The 18,209-nt window shown below is 63.3% G+C and carries 15 protein-coding genes and 2 pseudogenes; 11 read left to right on the forward strand and 6 right to left on the reverse strand.

The window, feature by feature from the left end; translation table 11 throughout:
* Nucleotides 1–257: 257 nt before the first annotated feature.
* The 4 genes from dnaK (at nucleotide 258) to AC0J5Z_RS05090 (ending at nucleotide 4,290) form a co-directional block, all read left to right on the forward strand.
* On the forward strand, nucleotides 258–2,120 hold the full coding sequence (gene dnaK, locus AC0J5Z_RS05075; protein ID WP_475037877.1) for a molecular chaperone DnaK: 1,863 nt from the start codon (nucleotides 258–260) through the stop codon (nucleotides 2,118–2,120).
* 2 nt (nucleotides 2,121–2,122) lie between these two features.
* Nucleotides 2,123–2,782: a nucleotide exchange factor GrpE gene (locus AC0J5Z_RS05080; protein WP_144649263.1), complete on the forward strand. Its 660-nt coding sequence runs from the start codon at nucleotides 2,123–2,125 to the stop codon at nucleotides 2,780–2,782.
* An 88-nt stretch (nucleotides 2,783–2,870) separates the two neighbouring features.
* The gene (locus tag AC0J5Z_RS05085) at nucleotides 2,871–3,851 is read left to right on the forward strand and encodes a DnaJ C-terminal domain-containing protein (RefSeq protein WP_475037879.1); all 981 of its coding nucleotides are present in this window, start codon (nucleotides 2,871–2,873) and stop codon (nucleotides 3,849–3,851) included.
* Nucleotides 3,852–3,861: 10 nt separating this feature from the next.
* A complete protein-coding gene (locus tag AC0J5Z_RS05090) occupies nucleotides 3,862–4,290 on the forward strand; it encodes a heat shock protein transcriptional repressor HspR (RefSeq protein ID WP_475037881.1) in 429 nt (142 codons plus the stop codon).
* An 8-nt stretch (nucleotides 4,291–4,298) separates the two neighbouring features.
* Here AC0J5Z_RS05090 and AC0J5Z_RS05095 read toward each other — a convergent pair whose 3' ends face one another.
* Complete coding sequence (locus AC0J5Z_RS05095; protein ID WP_475037882.1) at nucleotides 4,299–4,775, reverse strand: hypothetical protein; 477 nt, start codon at nucleotides 4,773–4,775, stop codon at nucleotides 4,299–4,301.
* A 264-nt stretch (nucleotides 4,776–5,039) separates the two neighbouring features.
* Here AC0J5Z_RS05095 and AC0J5Z_RS05100 point away from each other — a divergent pair, with 264 nt between their 5' ends.
* Nucleotides 5,040–5,342, forward strand: a complete 303-nt coding sequence (locus AC0J5Z_RS05100) for a DUF3040 domain-containing protein (protein WP_475037884.1) — start codon at nucleotides 5,040–5,042, stop codon at nucleotides 5,340–5,342.
* 43 nt (nucleotides 5,343–5,385) lie between these two features.
* Here the strand turns inward: AC0J5Z_RS05100 and AC0J5Z_RS05105 are convergent, their stop codons facing one another.
* The 3 genes from AC0J5Z_RS05105 to AC0J5Z_RS05115 all read right to left on the reverse strand — a co-directional run bounded on the left by AC0J5Z_RS05105 (nucleotide 5,386) and on the right by AC0J5Z_RS05115 (nucleotide 7,238).
* A complete protein-coding gene (locus AC0J5Z_RS05105) occupies nucleotides 5,386–5,808 on the reverse strand; it encodes a hypothetical protein (RefSeq protein ID WP_475037885.1) in 423 nt (140 codons plus the stop codon).
* A gap of 80 nt (nucleotides 5,809–5,888) precedes the next feature.
* Nucleotides 5,889–6,539 carry a CG0192-related protein gene (locus AC0J5Z_RS05110; protein ID WP_475037886.1) on the reverse strand — a complete coding sequence of 217 codons (651 nt, stop codon included), beginning with the start codon at nucleotides 6,537–6,539 and terminating at the stop codon, nucleotides 5,889–5,891.
* Between the two features lie 69 nt (nucleotides 6,540–6,608).
* Entirely contained in the window at nucleotides 6,609–7,238 is a 630-nt protein-coding gene (locus AC0J5Z_RS05115) for a TetR/AcrR family transcriptional regulator (protein ID WP_475037887.1), read from the reverse strand.
* Nucleotides 7,239–7,320: 82 nt separating this feature from the next.
* On the opposite strand from AC0J5Z_RS05115, the gene AC0J5Z_RS05120 reads away from it, so the two are divergent.
* The 4 genes and pseudogenes from AC0J5Z_RS05120 (at nucleotide 7,321) to AC0J5Z_RS05135 (ending at nucleotide 11,566) form a co-directional block, all read left to right on the forward strand.
* The gene (locus AC0J5Z_RS05120; RefSeq protein ID WP_475037889.1) at nucleotides 7,321–8,379 is read left to right on the forward strand and encodes an agmatine deiminase family protein; all 1,059 of its coding nucleotides are present in this window, start codon (nucleotides 7,321–7,323) and stop codon (nucleotides 8,377–8,379) included.
* Complete coding sequence (locus tag AC0J5Z_RS05125) at nucleotides 8,379–10,097, forward strand: amidase (RefSeq protein WP_475037890.1); 1,719 nt, start codon at nucleotides 8,379–8,381, stop codon at nucleotides 10,095–10,097. The genes AC0J5Z_RS05120 and AC0J5Z_RS05125 overlap by 1 nt, the downstream gene beginning before the upstream one ends.
* Nucleotides 10,098–10,198: 101 nt before the next feature.
* Nucleotides 10,199–10,537, forward strand: a complete 339-nt coding sequence (locus AC0J5Z_RS05130) for a hypothetical protein (RefSeq protein ID WP_475037891.1) — start codon at nucleotides 10,199–10,201, stop codon at nucleotides 10,535–10,537.
* A 229-nt stretch (nucleotides 10,538–10,766) separates the two neighbouring features.
* Nucleotides 10,767–11,566: pseudogene (locus AC0J5Z_RS05135) on the forward strand (GNAT family N-acetyltransferase).
* 5 nt (nucleotides 11,567–11,571) lie between these two features.
* Here AC0J5Z_RS05135 and AC0J5Z_RS05140 read toward each other — a convergent pair.
* Entirely contained in the window at nucleotides 11,572–12,606 is a 1,035-nt protein-coding gene (locus tag AC0J5Z_RS05140; RefSeq protein ID WP_475037892.1) for a Fic family protein, read from the reverse strand.
* A 313-nt stretch (nucleotides 12,607–12,919) separates the two neighbouring features.
* Between AC0J5Z_RS05140 and AC0J5Z_RS05145 the strand changes: the two genes are divergently transcribed.
* Nucleotides 12,920–13,585 carry a GntR family transcriptional regulator gene (locus AC0J5Z_RS05145; RefSeq protein WP_475037894.1) on the forward strand — a complete coding sequence of 222 codons (666 nt, stop codon included), beginning with the start codon at nucleotides 12,920–12,922 and terminating at the stop codon, nucleotides 13,583–13,585.
* Nucleotides 13,582–14,759: pseudogene (locus AC0J5Z_RS05150) on the forward strand (MFS transporter). The gene AC0J5Z_RS05145 and the pseudogene AC0J5Z_RS05150 overlap by 4 nt, the downstream one beginning before the upstream one ends.
* Here AC0J5Z_RS05150 and AC0J5Z_RS05155 read toward each other — a convergent pair.
* Nucleotides 14,760–18,203 (reverse strand): DEAD/DEAH box helicase, encoded by a 3,444-nt coding sequence (locus AC0J5Z_RS05155; RefSeq protein WP_475037896.1) that lies wholly within the window; start codon nucleotides 18,201–18,203, stop codon nucleotides 14,760–14,762.
* Between the last annotated feature and the right edge of the window lie 6 nt (nucleotides 18,204–18,209).

The raw sequence follows: 18,209 nt of genomic DNA on the forward strand, positions 1-18,209 counted from the left end.
TCCATCGCGTCAGTCTGCCAGTTCACCGTGGGCGAAACCAGTCCCTGAGCCGCGTGATTCCGGCATGTTTCAGCCGGCAAATGGCAAAGTTGAGCGTACTTCACTCAAGTTTGGATTGACTTAAATCTGAGCCTGAGTACAGTTGAGTGCAGAACGCTCAACTAGCCGATTGTTGAGTGGGCTCCCGGCAGTAAAACCGCCCAGCGGACCGCTGTCGAGTGCAATCTCCAACATCGGCCATTGAAAGGAAACAAGATATGTCACGTGCAGTAGGTATCGACCTCGGAACCACAAACTCCGTGGTCTCTGTTCTCGAAGGTGGCGAGCCCACCGTTATCGCCAACGCAGAAGGCGGCCGCACTACGCCGTCCGTCGTTGCGTTCTCCAAGTCCGGCGAAGTCCTGGTGGGCGAAATCGCCAAGCGCCAGGCCGTCAATAACATCGACCGCACCATCGCTTCCGTCAAGCGCCACATGGGCACCGACTGGAGCGTCGCCGTCGATGACAAGAAGTACACGCCGCAGGAAATCTCCGCGCGTATCCTCATGAAGCTCAAGAACGACGCCGAGAGCTACTTGGGCGAAAAGGTCACCGACGCAGTGATCACCGTTCCGGCCTACTTCAACGACGCCGAGCGCCAGTCCACCAAGGAAGCCGGCGAAATCGCGGGCCTCAACGTCCTCCGCATTGTCAACGAGCCCACGGCGGCTGCACTGGCATACGGCCTGGACAAGGGCAAGGAAGACGAACTCATCCTGGTCTTCGACCTCGGTGGCGGTACCTTCGACGTCTCCCTCCTCGAGGTTGGCAAGGACGAAGACAACTTCTCCACCATCCAGGTCCGCGCAACCGCCGGTGACAACCGCCTCGGTGGCGACGACTGGGACAACCGCGTCGTCGAATGGCTCCTGAGCCAGCTCAAGGTCAAGGGCATCGACCTCTCCAAGGACAAGATCGCCCTCCAGCGTCTCCGTGAAGCTGCAGAGCAGGCCAAGAAGGAACTGTCCTCCTCCACCAGCACCAACATCTCCCTCCAGTACCTGTCCGTCACCCCCGACGGCCCGGTCCACCTGGACGAGCAGCTGACCCGTGCCAAGTTCCAGGACCTCACCAAGGACCTGCTGGACCGCACCAAGAAGCCGTTCCAGGACGTCATCGCAGAAGCCGGCATCAAGGTTTCCGACATCGACCACATCGTGCTCGTCGGTGGCTCCACCCGTATGCCCGCTGTCTCCGAGCTCGTCAAGGAACTCGCTGGCGGCAAGGAGCCCAACAAGGGCGTCAACCCGGACGAAGTTGTGGCCGTTGGTGCAGCACTCCAGGCCGGTGTCCTGAAGGGCGAGCGCAAGGACGTCCTCCTCATCGACGTCACCCCGCTGTCCCTCGGCATCGAAACCAAGGGTGGCGTCATGACGCACCTCATCGAGCGCAACACCGCTATCCCCACCAAGCGTTCCGAGACCTTCACCACCGCTGACGACAACCAGCCGTCCGTGGCCATCCAGGTCTTCCAGGGCGAGCGTGAATTCACCCGCGACAACAAGCCGCTGGGCACGTTCGAACTGACCGGCATCGCTCCGGCACCGCGCGGTGTTCCGCAGGTCGAGGTCACCTTCGACATCGACGCCAACGGCATCGTCCACGTGTCCGCAAAGGACAAGGGCACCGGCAAGGAACAGTCCATGACCATCACCGGTGGCACGGCGCTCTCCAAGGACGACATCGACCGCATGGTCCGTGAAGCCGAAGAACACGCCGCTGAGGACAAGGCCCGCCGCGAAGCGACGGACACCCGTAACTCCGCAGAGCAGCTCGCCTACTCCGTGGACAAGCTCATCGCCGACAACGACGACAAGCTGCCCGAGGAAGTCAAGACCGAGGTCAAGGCCGACGTCGACGCCCTCAAGTCCGCGCTGGAAGGCACCGATGACGCCGCCGTAAAGACTGCGTTCGAGAAGCTCCAGGCTTCCCAGACCAAGCTCGGCGAAGCCATCTACTCGCAGGCCGCCGCAGCTGACGCTCCGGGTGCCGGTGCAGAAGGCGCTCCCGCCGGTGACAAGGCTGCTGACGAGGACATCGTGGACGCCGAAATCATCGACGAAGACGAAGCGAAGAAGTAGCCATGCCTCACCACGGCAACGAAGCAGAGCACTCAGAAGGCAACGAGCCGCGCAAGCCGGTCATCCGGGACAACCGCAAGGTTGACCCGGAGACCGGGGCAGCCCGTCACCCCGAAGGCGAAGCTGCAGCTCCCACCGAAGGCAACGCCGCTCCCACGGACGGCGACGCCCTCTCCCAAGCTGAGGAAATCCTCAACGGGGTTGAGGTGCCGGCCGAGGAATCGGTAGCATCCGGTGCCGCGGCTGAAGCCCAGGCAGCGGAGCTCCGCAACGACCTCCTTCGCCTTCAGGCTGAGTACGTCAACTACCGCAAGCGCGTCGAACGCGACCGCGCCGTAGCAGGAGAGATGGCCGTCATCGGCGTCCTCAACTCCCTGCTCCCGGTGCTGGACGACGTCGACGCCGCCCGCCAGCACGGTGACCTCGAAGACGGCCCCTTCGCCGCCATCGCCACCAAGCTGGAGAACGCGCTGAAGACGTACGGACTGGAACGCATCGCGGACACGGGCGTCGAATTCGACCCCACCATCCACGAAGCACTCATCCAGCAGCCCGGCGAAGACATCGAGGTTGACACGGTCAGCCAGGTGCTGCGCTCCGGATACCGCTCAGGTGAGCGGGTCCTGCGTGCGGCCCAGGTCATCGTGGCTGTCCCGGCCTAGTAACTCATCGAGATGGCAGTTCGCACCAATGATTGACTGAAACATCGGCGCGAACTGCCATCTCGTTCCCAAACGAAAGGAAACGCTCTTGGCCAGCCAGGACTGGGTTGAAAAGGATTTTTACGCGATCCTTGGTATCGCCAAGGACGCGTCCGACGCGGATATTAAGAAGGCTTACCGCAAGCTAGCCCGGGAGCATCACCCTGATACGAACTCGGGCGATGCTGCTGCGGAGAAGAAGTTCAAGGACATTTCCGAGGCTTACTCGGTGTTGTCCAATCCTGAGGACCGGCAGCAGTACGACGCCATTCGCGCCATGGGTGGTGCCCGCTTTGCTCCGGGTGCCGGTGCTGGGCGCGGTGGTGCCGGGGCCAACGGCGGGTTCGAGGATCTGTTCGGCGGCTTGTTCGGCGGCGGGCCGGGTGCTCGTCAACCTGCAGGCGGCGGCATCCCTCCAGAGTTCGCTGACCTGTTTGGGGGTGGCTTCGGCGGCGCTGGCCAGACAGGTTTCCAGAGGGCCCCACAGAAGGGTGCGGACCGGACGGCCACCACATCTATCTCATTTGCCGGCTCCATCAAAGGCACCACGGTGAGCCTGCGTGAGAGCAACGGCAACGTGATCGACGTCAAGATTCCCGCCGGCATCAAGGACGGGCAGAAAGTCCGTCAGCGCGGCAAGGGCAACGTTGGTCCGGCGGGCAATGGCGACCTCATCATCACGGTGAGTGTAAAGCCGCACGAGTTCTTCCACCGCGACAGCGACAACATCCGCATCCACGTGCCTGTCACCTTCGCTGAGGCGGCGCTCGGCGCCACTATTGAGGTGCCAACGCTCGACGGCGATACCGTCAAGGTGCGTGTCCCTGCCGGGACACCATCGGGCCGTACGCTCCGGGTCAAGGGCCGAGGCGTGAAGACGTCCAAGGCGACCGGCGACCTGCTGGTGACTATCGACGTCGCGGTTCCCCAGAACTTGAACAAGGAAGCGGAGGAAGCCGTGAAGGCGTTCGCTGCCGCCACCACGGACGCCAACCCGCGTCACGACCTGGCCGCGAAGGCCCGGTTGTAAGGAGACGGTCATGGGCATCGACGTCAACCAGCCGATCTTTGTCATCTCCGTCGCTGCGGAGCTTGCTGATATGCATCCGCAGACGTTGCGCCAATACGACCGTCTGGGCATCGTCTCGCCTAGCCGCGCCCCCGGCAAGTCCCGCCGCTATTCACAGAACGACGTCAACAAACTGCGGGAGGTCCAGCGCCTCTCGCAGTCCGGCGTCTCTCTTGAGGGCATCAAACGTATCCTCGACCTTGAAAACCAGGTTGCTGCACTGCAGTATCGGGTAGCTGAGCTGACAGAAGAGTTGTCTCGCCGCCGCTCACCCGTGGACGCACGTATCTTCGCGGCCGGAGCGGCTGGTGACGTCGTTAGCCTGGCCCGCGGGCAGCGGCCCCGGGCACGGTCTCAAGCTGTTGTGGTGTGGAGACCGCGCCAAGGCGAGAACCTTTAGCTCAGGCTCTACGGCAGGGTCCTGTCCCAGCTGACCTGCACCCGGGCGGCGCCCTCTTCGGTCCGCTCCATACTGACCACGATCTGCGCTTCTTTCGCGCCCATTTCCCGGATCTGCTGCTTGTAATCCTCGACGTGTTCCAGCAAGGACTCCTCAGTCCATTCGCCCGGACGCATCCTCGTGGAGATTTCCACTGGTTCTTCAGGGACCAGGATTTCCGCTGGCTGTGCCACATGAGGTTGTGAAGCGTCGGACGGCGACGCTCCCAGCCGTGAGGCTCCCTTTGGCTCGTGATGACGGTTCCGGACGGGTTCAGGCTCTCCCGGTGGCACCAGCATGCGGAAGGCAAAGGCTCCGCCTGCCACCCCAGCTACAAGGCCCATGGCAATAAGCCAGATGGCCCGGCCCGGTCCACGCCGCCTGGGTGCACCCGCCGCGAGTTGCGACGTGGGCTGGTCTGCCTTCTTGGCCATTCGTTTTGCCATGGGATTCAACTTTCCAATCGGCGTTGGGTAGTCCGTGCTCGTGGTGCGATAAAACCCTGCCCTTCCATCGTAAGCATGCTTAGGACCCTTGGTAAGCGGCGATTCCGTCTGCTTCCTCGCCAACTGTTCTCCGTCATTCTTGCCTGTGGCTAGAACGCCGGAAGGGGCAGATAATGTAGGCATAGCACGGCAAGCAGCGCTCGTGCTGATGTTCTGAGCATCGACGCGAGGTTGGCGGCCCTGCTCGTGTGGTGAGGAATTCCGATGTCGTTGTCGGATGAAGAACGCAGGAGCTTGGAAGAGCTTGAGCGGGATCTCGCTTCAACGGATCCCGACCTCGCCTTTGAGCTGAAGTCAGGTCGCCCACGGGGTGCTCTGGCGCGCACGGTTCTTGGCACTCTGGCCGTTCTGGCCGGCTTCGTGATGGTTATCGCCGGGATTATTACCCAGTTGGTGGTTCTGGGCGTGGCGGGTTTCCTGTTGGCCAGCGCCGGGGCTTACTGGCTTTTTGCCGGTACCTCGCTACGGAGACGGGTGCGACGGAACGCCGACGACCCGGCCCCTTAGCGGGGCCGTCCGCCTTGGCGGTGTTGGCTAGGGAAGGTGTTGGCTAGGGAACCGGGGGCACCGGCGGTTGGACCGGAGTCTCGGGCTGTTTGACTGGCTCAGGTTCACCCGGGGGCACCATCATGCGCCAAGCAAACACTGCGCCCGCCCCCATCAGGGCGGCAGCGAGCGCGGTAAACCATACGGCACGGCTGGAGCTGCGCTGGGTGGTCTTCCGGCTGAGTGCCTGCGTGGCCTTCTTAACTGCTCTGGCGGCCGTGCGTTTAGCCTCCTTGGCAGCCTTCTTGTTGCCGGTCAGCGTGAGCATGATGCCATGCACCACGGAGGGGACATCGGCGTGATTGATTCGGGCCAAAGCCCACCTCACCACCGCATCCGTCTGTGAGGACGAGCCCTCTGCCGCATGTCCCACCCACTCCCGGGCAAGGTCTTGAGCAGCGGGGATGATGGTTTGCGCTTTGTACATGGTGAACCCTCACGTTGTAGACAGCCTCCCTGCCAGCCTACGCCGGAGCCCCTGCTACCAACAGGTACCCCGGCGTGCTCTCAGTCCCGAACCACAGACGCCAGCTCCACCGAATCCTCCAGCCCTGCCCACAGACCATTGAGGGTGAGCTCGCCGTGAAGCTCTTGTGCTGCGGCAGTGTTGGCCGAAACATCGGCTGCCACATCCAGAACCCGGGTGACCTTCAACCGCAGCTCGCCCGCATCAATGATGGTCACGCCGGTACCCGATACCGGCGCCGAGGCACTCAAGGCGGGGACGCCGGCGTCGAGCTTTCCACTGCCCTTCACCGTGACCGTGCTGGGCCGGGGCTCCGGCTCGCCGTCCACGATCAGCTCGGCCTCTTTCTGGCCGGTGAGGATGGCAGTGGCGAGGGCCTTGACGTAAACGGGATCGGCGCAGGCGTCGTACACCCAGCGCTTGCCGAGGACGGAATGGTCCATGGTGCCGATGAGCCACTCCTCAGCGCCGGCCAGTTCGTAGCCACGGTAGCTGAGGGGAACCTGGTAGATGCGCTCGCCGGCGGTGACAAGATGTGTCTCGAGGCCCACCTGGCCGGCGGGATCGTCAAAGCGGTAGGCGCCGATGAGTTCCGGGTCACCATCCTGGATGAACCAGGGCTGCGTGGGCAGGTAGCCAGCGATGAGTTCGAGCTTGGACGGGGACAGGGTTGCCTTGTGAATGATCGCCATGCTCCCCAGCCTAGGGCAGGGTGCAGCGTGTCCCGCAGGCCAGCACCCTGCAGCGGGCCTTGCTCCTGCTTACGCGCTGGTTTCGAGGGATCCGCGCGCGGCGCCCACCATTCCTTCGACTGCGCGGGTGAGGTGGCTACCGCGATCGTTGACGCCGTCCCAGCGGACCAACGCCTGCGCGTTAAGGCCGTCCACCATGCCGAGGATCTGCCATGCGACGGCGGCCGCATCGGAAACGTTGAACGCTCCGGTCGCGTTGCCGTCCTCCACTACGCCTTGGAAGACCTTCTGCCAGGCATCCATTTGCTCGCGGACTGAGGCGGCCAAGGTTTCGTTGCGGCGTCCCAACGTCCAGGCTTCCACCCAGATGGCCGTAACGTCGAGCCGGCTGTTGTCCAAGAGGGTTTTCACCAGCAGGCCCAGCCGTTCCGAGGGGCCGGGGCACTGGCTCAACAAGCCTGCGACTTCCTGCGTTTCCGCGGCCACGATGGTAGCGAACGTGCTTGAAACGAGCGCGTCCATGGTGGGCTGATAATGCGCCACCAGACCCGAAGCGACCCCTACCCGGGCGGCAACATTGCGCAGCGTGAGAGCCGTGAGACCCGACTCGAGAGCGATCTCGCGAGCGGCTTCGGTGATTTCTGCAGCGCGCTCTGCCGGCGACTTCCGGACCGCGCGCTTCTGTTGAGTGCTTGACATCAAAGACCAGTCTAGATTACCTTTTCACCATTGTTGATCGTGCGATCAACAAGAAGATTTCATTGAAGACGAAGGAGTCACCATGGCTTGGAGAATGCCGGCGGAAACCGCACCCCATGAGCGCACCTGGATGGCGTTTCCCCGCACCGGCCTGACGCTTGGCGACGACGCTGCCTCCGCCGAAGAGGCTTACGCGGCCTGGACCGCCGTCGCCCATGCAGTGGCCGAATTCGAGCCGGTCACCATGGTGGTGGACCCCAGCGAACGCGAGCGCGCCTCCCGCATGCTGGGCAGCGGCATCGAACAGCTCGAGGCGCCTCTGGATGAGTTTTGGATGCGCGACGTCGGACCCACCTTTGTGCTGGACGACGAACGCCCCGGGGTGCTTGGCGCAGTGGACTGGATCTTCAACGGCTGGGGTGCGCCCGCGTGGTCCGAATGGCAGAAGAGCGCCGGAATGGCCCGCTTTGTCGCGGAACAGTCGGGCGCCGAACTGGTCAGCTCACTGCTGGTCAACGAGGGCGGCGCGATCCATGTGGACGGTGAAGGCACCGTGCTGGTTACCGAAACGGTCCAGTTGGATCCAAGCCGGAACCCCTACGCCGACAAGGCAGCAGTTGAGGCTGAACTCGCCCGCACCATCGGCGCCACAAAGGTCATTTGGGTTCCCCGTGGCCTGACCCGCGACTATGAGGACATGGGCACGCGCGGTCATATCGACATGGTGGCCACCCTCCCAATTCCCGGCCGTATCCTGCTGCACTCCCAGACCAACCCGGAGCACCCGGACTACGAAGTCAGCCGCGCGCTCCAGGCATTCCTGGAAACCCAGACGGATGTGGCAGGGAAGCCGTTCGAGATTGTGCCGCTGCCCGCACCGGAAACGCTGCGCGACGAAGACGGCTTTGTGGATTGGAGCTACGTCAACCACCTGGTGGTCAACGGCGGCGTCATCGCCTGTGGTTACGGCGAAGAACGTGCGGACGCGCTCGCGGCAGAAATCCTGGCCGAGGCCTACCCTGGTCGCCGTGTAGTCACCGTGGACGCCCGGCCCATCCTGGCCCGCGGCGGCGGCATCCACTGCATCACACAGCAGCAGCCACGTCTCAGCGGAGCACAGTTCGCCGGAGGTGCAGCGTAATGGCTCGTTTCGACGTCGTAGAGGCTTCCATCGCGCAATTGCGCACGGCTTTGGAGGCTGGGGAGGTGACCAGCGAGCAGCTCACCCAGGCATACCTTGACCGCATCGAGGCCTACGATCGCAGCGGCATCAGGCTCAACGCGATGGTGGTCATGAACCCCGAGGCCTTGGCGGATGCCCGGGCCTCGGACGAACGCCGGGCCCAAGGCGCAGTAAGGGGCCCTCTGGACGGCATCCCCTATACAGCCAAGGACAGCTATCTGGCCAAGGGCCTCACAGCCGCGGCTGGTTCGCCGGCTTTCGAGCATCTTGTGGCGCAGCGCGATGCGTTCACCATCGAGAGACTCCGCGATGCCGGGGCGGTGCTGATCGGTCTGACCAACATGCCGCCGATGGCCAACGGTGGCATGCAGCGAGGCGTGTACGGACGCGCCGAAAGCCCCTACAACGCAGACTTCCTGACGGCAGCGTTCGGTTCCGGTTCCTCCAACGGTTCCGGCACCGCGACGGCGGCCAGTTTCGCAGCCTTCGGCCTCGGCGAGGAGACCTGGTCCAGTGGCCGCGCACCGGCGTCGAACAATGCTTTGTGCGCGTACACGCCCTCGCGAGGCGTCATCTCGGTGCGCGGCAACTGGCCGCTGGTTCCCACCATGGACGTCGTGGTGCCGCACACCCGCACCATGGCTGACATGCTGGAGCTGCTCGACGCGATTGTTGCCGACGACGCGGAGACCCGCGGTGATTTCTGGCGCGCGCAACCTTGGGTTCAGATCCCGAAGTCCTCTGAGGTGCGGCCGGAGTCTTACGTGGCGCTGTCCTCGGAAGAGTTCGACGGCGGAAGGTTGGCTTTGCGGGGCAAGCGCTTCGGAGTGCCGCGCATGTACATCAACGCGGACCCGGAGGCCGGAACCAGCGCCAAGCCGGGGATCGGCGGGCCGACTGGGCACCGCATCGAAACGCGGGCTTCCGTGATTGAACTCTGGGCGGCCGCGAAGCGTGACCTTGAAGCTGCCGGTGCCGAGGTTGTGCTGGTGGACTTCCCGGTGGTCTCCAACTATGAAGGCGACCGCCCCGGCGCACCCACCATAGCCACCCGCGGCCTTGTCACCCCGGAGTACCTGAAGCGCGAAATTGTGGACCTTTCCTCCTGGGCGTGGGACGACTTCCTGCGGGCCAACGGTGATCCCGCGCTCAGCAACCTGGCGGACGTGGATGGTTCCAGGATCTTCCCGCACCCTGACGGCGCCCTGCCGGACCGCTATGCCGGGTTCGACGACGACATTGCAGAGTACCCGGGACGTGTCCGCGAGAACGGCTACTCACAATTGACAGAGATCCCCGAGCTGGAAAGCGGCGTGCGCGGGCTCGAGGAGACACGGCGCGTGGACCTTGAAGAGTGGATGGACGGGCTCGGATTGGACGCTGTCCTGTTCCCGGCGGCGGCCGACGTGGGACCCGCGGACATGGACGTCAATCCTGCCTCCGCAGACCTTGGCTGGCGCAACGGAGTGTGGGTGGCCAACGGCAACCTCGTCCCGAGGCACCTGGGCATCCCCACCGTCACCGTACCGATGGGGACCATGGCAGATATCGGCATGCCCGTGGGCCTCACCTTCGCGGGCCGCGCCTATGACGACACGGCGTTGCTGACGCTGGCCGCAGCCTTCGAGGCAACGGGTTCGCGTCGCACGGTTCCACCCCGGACGCCGGCGCTCTAGCGCATTCGATGGCGGATTCGGCGGCGGGCAAGCCGGACCTAATGCGTGGCCTTGCGCCTGCTCTGATTACAATCAAAGGGACGTCGACCACTGAGGGAACCATGAAGAAACTCACCACTGTCCTGATCGCTGCCGGGCTGCTTGCCTCGGCCTCTGCTTGTTCAGCACCGCAGCTGACCACCGCTGAAACGTGTGACCGCGTGGGTGTCGCCGCCGCCGGCATTCCCCAGAACGCGAGCAAGACCGCCACAAACCGTGTGGCCAACGCGATCCGGCCCATCGAGCCGGTGGCGTCCACCGAGATGAAGCCGGTTGTCACCGCCATCCTGGAGTTCCTGGATGAGCAGGCGAAGGAAACCCCGGACGAGTCGAAGCTGGGCGAGCTCTCCGCCGCCTACCAGGAAGCCGGCACGAAGTACGGCGAACTCTGCCGCGGCTAATGACGCCCGCTCGCTGAACACCAAGAAAGGGACCGGTTCACATGAACCGGTCCCTTTTGTGTCCTCAAACGCTCTATCACTTCCCAGCCTTTGAACCGGATCCCTCTATCACTTCCCGTCCCTTGATCCCCAACGTTCTCTCACTCTTCTGAGGAAAGTGAGAGAGGGTTGCGGGGAAGGGCGCGGTGTGAGAGAGGGTTGCTTTTGCCATCTGCAGTAGGCTCGCGGAATGAGCCAAACCGAAGATCGAGCACGCCTTCTCGCTGCGTACGACGAGAACCTCCGCGCTGACGCTGAGACGCCGAGCGCCCTGAAAGTCGCCCGGCACGGACCCCTGCGTTTGGTGACCTTCATGGAGGGACGCGGCTTCGTCACTTACCAGGACCTTGGTGATGCTGACAGGGACGGCATTCGCAGGCTGGTTGCCGAGACAATCGAGTACTACATCGCTGAACCCGGTATCAACCGCGTTGATGGAAAGCCCGTGGGCATGACCACGCCCCGGGTTTGCACGAGGCTTTGCTGGAAAATGGCTTCATCCAGGACGATCCCGAATCGATCATGATCGGCGAAGCGAAGGCTTTGAGCACAACTGTTCCGCTTCCCGACGGCGTGACGCTGCGGCGGGTGACGGACGAATTAGACGTGCGGGCGATGAGCATGATGCAGGACGAGGTCTTCGGTGAGCCGGTCTCAAGTGAGATGGCTGACGCCCTTATGCGTCGGCTTTCCCTTGGCGACGGCATGCAGCTGTGGGTGGCCGAGGCGGAAGGCCGCATTGTCAGTGCCGGGCGGCTGGAGCCAGTCCCCGGCACAAGCTTCGCCGGCATTTGGGGAGGAGCGACGCGCGAGGAATGGCGTGGCCGCGGGATTTACCGGGCGTTGACGTCCCGACGCGCCCAAGCCGCACTCGACCTGGGCAAGACCCTCATCCATAGCGACTCGACCGAATTCTCGCGCCCAATTCTGGAGCGCTCGGGTTTGGTCAAGGTTTCGACGACGACCCCGTACCGCTGGGTTCGGAGCTGAGAAGCTTAGATGTCTTGTCCGGCCAAACGGCGGTTGAGACGGTCCACCTCATCCAAGACCTCCATAGCTGCCCAAGCGCGGTTCCGCTGCGATTGCGTGATCTGCGTCAATACGCCGGCTTCAGTCATCCGGTTCAGGGTTTTGTAAATGGACGTTTCCTCGACGCCAGCGACGTATGCTGCCCGGTGCGCTTCGAAAACAGGCTGTTCCAGCAACCAAGGGATGAGCTTCGCTTCCGCTGAGTTTTTCCTGGGGCGTAGTATGTCGGTCCACAAAGCCGGGAGCTCATCGAGAGCCGTGACCGATTCATTGGCGGCTTTGGAGGCACGCATTGCAGACTTTGCCAGATAAAGGACGAACGGGTCCACGTCACCGTTGCGGTAATTGTTGAGCAAGGAGAAGTAGGTTTCCACGTCCGCCACCATCGCAGAGGCTATGGGCGTGACCGTGTTTTTGGTCAGTCTTCGACGGCGCGAAATTGAACCGATCAGAGCTCGTCCTATACGGCCATTACCGTCGGTAAAAGGGTGGATGGATTCGAAGTGGGCGTGGGCAATAGCTGCCTGCGCCATGATCGGGAGGTCCTTCCGGGCACAGAACGCCATCAGGTCGTCCATGAGGTCGGGCACCAGCGCCGGAGGAGGGGGCACGTGGATTGCTCCTCGAGGTGAGTACTCACTTCCGCCGATCCAGTTCTGTACATCCCGGAATGAACCAGCGTTGCGCCCATCCATTGGATCGCCTTTCATCAGGGCCTTATGTGCCTTGAGGAGCGCCTCCAAACGGACCTCGCCAGTATCCTCTGCATCGCTGATCATGCTCTGCACGGCTTCCGCTGCTGCGACCATCGACCTCGCTTGATCAGTGGCCTTCAGCCCGATCATGGCGCGGGCGTAATCATTGCGATTGGCGTCCACGTGCTCGATCTTTGAAGAGGAGACCGCTTCACTTCGCAGCAGAAAGGCGCTGATGGCAGCCATGCGCGAACCGGCCCACACGTCCAACGACGCGACAGCAACAGCGGCCTCTTCGAGTGCCACGACAGTTTCCCGCCCAGGTTCGAACCAAAGCCCAGCAATTTTAGGCGGAAGAGAAACCTCGACTTCGGTGAACAGGCGGTCCTCCCGTGGGGGACGACCCGAGGATTTCCAGGGCATGACCTGGCTTCCGTGCGCTGGCCAAGCTGGCAAGAGGGCCCCCAAAGCCTAGTTCCGTGTCCCTTAGTGTTATTTTAGCTGTTAAATAACAGTAAAGAACATGTAAGTGTTCATTTCGTACTCCGCCGCCAAATCTCGCCGCTTGAGCTGATGTATAAATGTATACAAGTACACTCCATCGCAAGGGGGCCACGGCATGGCAGATCCACAACCACGCAATACAGGGGCGCACCTTGTTTACGGCGAGCTGAAGCGCCAGATCCTCAGCCTTGACCTCAAACCGGGCGAGCGCATCTACGAGCCAGCCATGGCCACAGCGCTGCAGGTCAGCCGCACACCGCTAAGGGAAGCGATCCGCCGCTTGATTTCAGAGAGCTTGCTCGAGCAGCAACCCACCGGCGGAGTGATGGTGCCGGCGCTGGACGAGAAGGTGATTTCAGAGCTCTATGACGTCCGGGCTGCCTTGGAGTCCCTGATGGCTCGGGAAGCGTGCGCCAACGCATCCCCGGCAGACCTTGAAGAACTTCAAGGGATCGTAGCCCGCAACGCTGCGATGGTGGAGTTCGCTGACGAAGCCATGAAGTACGGCGTTGCCCTGCACGCCGCGATCGCCAGGATCGCTGGAAACTCGTGGGCCCACCGTTTTCATCAGCAGATCGCCAGCCAGGTTGAACGCTATCGGTACTTCACCAACAATGCCCCCGAACGCCGTGAGGAAGCACTCGCCAATCACCGGCTCTTGGTCGAGGCCATCGCTTCCAAGGATGCGGAGAAGGCAGCCAAGGTGGCTTTCGATCACGTCAACGGCGCGCGTGATGAGACTTTGCGAGTCATCTCAAACACCGGCCTCGTTGTCGAATGATCGGTGACCTCGGACGGCGCTCGTCCACCGCACTCCTGATCCACTCGGCCCTCATCCAGGCTGTCACTTTTCTGGTCCGGCCCGCCACCACATACCGCGCGCTGGAGCTGGATGTTCCGGGGTTTGCGCTGGGCCTTCTCGCCGCGAGCTACGCCGTGTTTCCCTTACTGCTTGCCCTGCCGATCGGTGGACTGGTGGATCGCCTGGGTGAGCGTCGGCTCATGGCCATTGGGGCCGCCGTCGTACTGGGTTGTTCTGCATTCCTGCTCTTCTGGGGTACATCGGTTCCCGCGCTCGTGGCCGGGACGGCGCTTCTTGGCGCGGGCCAGCTGGCTTGTGTGGTGGGGCAGCAAGCGGTGGTGGCGAACAATGCGGCGTCGTCGAGGTTGGACTCTGCTTTCGGGTATCTGACCTTCGCCGCATCCCTGGGGCAGGCACTTGGGCCGCTGGCCATTTCCGTGGTGGGCGGTGCTTCGGTTCGCCCGAACACGCAGGCCATCTTCCTGCTCGCGACGGCGATGACCCTTGTTCTGTTCCTGGCAACCTTTGTTATCTCCGCCAAAGTGAGTCAAGGAAGGCGCTCTCCAAGGCCGCGGGAGGCAGCACAGGCAGCGCGGCCGCACTCCTCAGGACTCCCGGCGTCGTCCGGGCCTTGGCCACCAGCGCCACTGTCCTGGCGGTGGTGGATCTGACGGTGGTGTACCTGCCCGCACTCGGCGCCGAACGTGGCTTGACCGCGGCGACCGTGGGTCTCATGCTGACCGTCCGTGCCGTCTTCTCCATGGTGTCCCGGCTGGGTCTGGGCAGCCTGTCCCGCAAGTTGGGCCGGATGAAGCTGCTGGTTCTCAGCCTGGCCATGTCCACGGTAGCCCTGGCCCTCGCGGCCATCCCGATGCCGGTGGGGCTGTTGTTCATCGTCATGGCTTTCCTGGGCCTTGGCCTCGGAATCGGCCAACCTCTGACCATGTCGTGGCTTTCAGCCCAGGCGCCGGAAGGTCAACGCGGGCGTGCGCTGGCCTTGCGTTTGGCCGGTAACAGGGTGGGCCAGGTGATCCTGCCCAGCGCAATCGGTGTTGTGGCCGTAGGACTGGGCGCGGCAGGGGTGTTCATGGCGTCCGCGGTTGCCGTGGGCGGCACGATGCTGTTGTTGCGTGGGGTGCGGTTGGACGATTGACTACTCAGCGAACAGCGCCGCCAGGTCATCCGCCGTCAACGAGCCACCGGCCAAGGCATCGCCTTCCATCACATCCGCGAACAGCTGTGACTTCTTGGCCTTTAACGCCATGACCTTTTCTTCGATGGTGTCCTTCGCGACCAACCGGTAGACCATCACGTTCCGGGCCTGTCCAATACGGTGCGTACGGTCCACGGCCTGGGCTTCAGACGCCGGGTTCCACCAGGGATCCAGCAGGAACACGTAATCTGCCTCGGTCAGGTTGAGACCGAAGCCACCGGCCTTCAGCGAGATCAGGAACACCGGAGCGGCGCCGTTCTTGAACTCGCTGACTACATCGCCGCGGTTGCGGGTGCTGCCATCGAGGTAGCAATACTCCACGCCCTCAGCATCCAAACGCTCCCGCACCTTGCCCAGGAACCCCGTGAACTGGCTGAAAATCAGTGCCCGGTGTCCCTCGGAAATGAGGTCCTCGAGTTGCTCGAATAGCACGTCCAGCTTGGATGACCGAACGCCGGACAGCGACGAATCCACCAACGAGGCATCCAAACTGAGCTGTCGCAGTAACGTCAGCGACTGGAAGATCGTGAAGCGGTTCTTGTTGACGTCGTCGATCAGTCCCAGGATCTTCTGCCGTTCGCGCTGGAGGTGCGTCTGGTAAACCTTCTGGTGGCGCGGGTTCAGCACTACTTCCAGGATCTGCTCCTGCTTGGGCGGCAGGTCCTTGATGACCTGTTCTTTGGTGCGGCGCATCATGAGCGGACGCACACGACGCCGGAGCTTGCCCAGCTGCGCCGAGTCACCGTTCTTTTCAACAGGCTTTTGGTAGTTCTCCGCGAACCGTTTGGGGCTCGGGAACAGTCCCGGCGCCACAATGGATGTCAGGGCCCAGAACTCCATAAGGTTGTTCTCCAGCGGCGTGCCCGTGATGGCCAGCTTGAAACGGGCCGGCAGTTTGCGCGCGCACTGGTACGCCTTGGACTGGTGGTTCTTGACGAACTGCGCCTCATCCAGCATCAGTCCGGCCCACTGGAAGGAAGCGTAGGCATCGTAATCAATGCGGAAGAGTGCGTAAGAGGTAATGACGACGTCGGCGCCCGCCAACGCTTCGGCCGGTGCCAGCCCGCTCTTGGCAAAGGTTTCACCGACGGTCCGCACCACGAGCCCCGGAGCAAACCGCTGCGCTTCAGCCGCCCAGTTGCTCACCACACTCGTGGGTGCAACAACCAGGAAAGGAGCCCGCGGTGCCACCTCTGAGGCATCACCCTGAGCGGCAGCAGCGGTCGAGGCCGCCAGGTCCTTCGCCGCGCAAATCAGCGCAATTGCCTGCACAGTCTTACCCAGGCCCATGTCGTCCGCCAGTACGCCGCCGAGGCTGTGCTTGTACAGGAAGCTGAGCCAGTTGAAACCTTCGAGCTGATACGGACGCAACTCAGCGTTAAGGCCTGCCGGCAGTGGCAGCCCGGTCACACCGTCGTCGAGCAGTCCTCCAACGGCCTCGCGCCAAGCGGCGGCCTGTTCATCAACGATTCCCAGTTGCGCCAGCTCGTCCCAGAGCCCGGCCTGGAAGCGGCTGATCTGCAGGGTGCCGTCCTTGTTGTCCGGGTTGTCCTGCAAGGAGCGGGCTTCGTCGATCAGCGCGCGGAGCTGGTGAAGTTCGGGGAGATCCAGCGAGAAGTAGGCGCCGCTGGGCAGCAGCATGCGGCTCATGCCGGCAGCGAGGGCAGAGAACACAGCTGCGAAGGAGACCGGTTCGCCTTCGAGCGTGATCACGATGCCGAGGTCGAACCAGTCGCCGCTGGCCGTCTCCTTCGTGGAAAGTGACACCACAGGCGCTTCAGCTGCCTCGCGGTAATCCGCGATGTCACCGGAGGTTTCAACCACGACATCGGGCAGATCCTTGAGCGCGGGCAGCACCTCTTCGGTGAAGGCCAGAGTGTCAAGGCCGCTGAGCTCGGCGGAGGCAGCAATGCGGGGCGCACCCCAGCCGCCCGTTGCCGATTCGGCCAGCGCAGGCACCACGTCCCACGGCCGCCCAAGCGACTCCAAAATGCGGGCTTCCTCGGGATCATCCCTGTAGCCACGGTCATCAGGGTGCCGCCAGAGTGGCTGGGCCGTGACCAATGTGCCGGACTTATAGTGCCACTCCCAGTGCAGCCGGACCTTGTGGTCGTTGCCGTAATTGGCCAGCAGGGACAGTGTGGGGACAGCCAGCGTGGGCAGCTCGACTGATTCATCCGCAGCCTGCACGGGCGTTGACTGCCGCAGCTTCGGGTAGAACGAGGTCAGGAACCGGCTCTCATCCTCGGCCGGGATCTGAAGTGTGTCGCCATCCATGACGAATTCCAGCAACTCATCGCTGATGCCACCATCAATCGGGGCAAGCGTGATGAGGTTCTTCTGTTGCGGCACCCCGGGCAGGGTTTCGCCGGAATGCGTGAAGAAGATTCCGTTGGCCGGCTTGCCCAGGAAGCCCACAGTCCCGGCATCAACCGGCTCCCCGCCCACGGTGACTGACGGCGCAAGCTGCAGGCCGCCGTCGGGCCCTTCCTGCTTGCTGGCTTCCAGGCGCGCCAAACTGAGGCCAACGACGGCGGCTTGCGACTCAACGCGGACAGGCTCGCTACCAGCCGAATGGATGAGCGGGATGCCGGCTTTAGCGGCGTCGGCGAGGAGGGTCCAGAGGTTCTTGGCCGCGAAGTCGTTAAGGCTCAACCACATGGCACCGGACGGTTGCTGGCGCCCGTTGCTGGAACCGTGCGCGGCGAGGAAAGTCTGAAGCCACTCGACATGGACCTCGCTGAATTCGCGCCGGAAACTGACGTAGCTGAGGTTGTTCCAGGAGACGTCGCCGCGGATCCACTTGCCCTTGGCGCCCATCATGACGGGACGGGCTTTGAGCTGGCGGACGCTGCGCATGGGGTCGCGGCGGCCTGTGTAGGAGAAGTGGGCAGCCGGCTCCTCCACCTCGAACTGGAGAGCGAGGGGGATACCCGCAGCGCTAGGAGCCGTGCCTGGCTTCGCGATGAGCCTGTTGAGTGCTTGTTCCCACGCGGGTCGTGCCGAGCCGCCCTGCTGGCCCGAGCCCACTCGCGAGGTTTGGATGCCGGGCGCCTGTGAAAGGAGCTGGGCACGGATGGTGGGGTGGTCTTCGGCAGTGAAGAGCAGCGCGGCCACATGCTTGCAGTCCTTGCGGACCGGGCAGCTGCAGATACCCACCGTGCAGCTCCAGCCGCTGGGCTTACGGACCAGTTTTGCCGACGTCGAATATGGCTGCGGACCGGTGCCGCGGACCTTGCCCATCAAGAGGCCCGTAGCCGCGTCGAAAGAGATCCCGTTCACGCGGCTGCCCATGGCATAGGCCAGTCCGGCCGCGAGCGAGCGGTCCGTTATGGCAGGAGTCTGAATGGCCAGTTCCCAGTTTTCGTCTGTGTGGGACGGCATGCGTAG

This window comes from Paenarthrobacter sp. TRD_SC_7 (genome assembly GCF_056156245.1).